Annotated in this window: 1 protein-coding gene; it reads right to left on the bottom strand. The window is 61.7% G+C overall.

Annotated features, from left to right (window positions below):
* Nucleotides 1-112: 112 nt before the first annotated feature.
* Nucleotides 113-601: aldehyde dehydrogenase family protein (locus ADICYQ_RS31120; RefSeq protein WP_152520459.1), on the bottom strand; the 489-nt coding region annotated here is incomplete at its 5' end.

Raw genomic sequence — 601 nt, 5'->3', positions numbered from 1 at the left:
TTCGCGAGGAAGGCGCCCTTCTTGGTGGCTACCTCATAGGTGCGGCCGCTCTCGCTGCGCGGGAACTTGCCACCGATGTAAAGCTTGTAGGTCTTGGGAACCGTGAGACGGGTCACTTCTTGCCACCTTTCGTGACGGCGGGCGTGGCCCAGCCAGAGGATTCCAAGTACGAAGCCAGTCCGTGACGGCCTCCCTCGCGACCGTAGCCGCTCTCCTTGTAGCCTCCGAAGGGCGACGCAGGGTCGAAACGGTTGAACGTATTGGCCCAGATGACTCCGGCACGCAGCTTGTCAGCCACGGCGAGGATTCGGGAGCCCTTATCGCTCCAGATGCCCGCAGACAGCCCGTAGGGGGTGTTGTTGGCTTTGGCGACGGCTTCTGCCGGGGTTCGGAAGGTCAACACACTCAGCACGGGGCCGAACACTTCTTCGCGAGCGATACGACTCGAGGTCGACACATTCGTGAAGATCGTGGGCGCGAACCAGAACCCGGTTTGAGGCATGTCGCATTTGGCGGTCCACCGCTCGGCACCCTCGGCTTCGCCAATGTTGCTGAGTTCATGGATGCGCTCCAGCTGCGCCTTGGAGTTGATTGCCCCAAT

The organism is Cyclobacterium qasimii M12-11B (assembly GCF_000427295.1).
Taxonomy (GTDB): Bacteria; Bacteroidota; Bacteroidia; order Cytophagales; family Cyclobacteriaceae; genus Cyclobacterium; species Cyclobacterium qasimii.
Note: the sequence above shows the minus strand (reverse complement) of the source record. Positions and strands in the feature narration are given on the sequence as shown.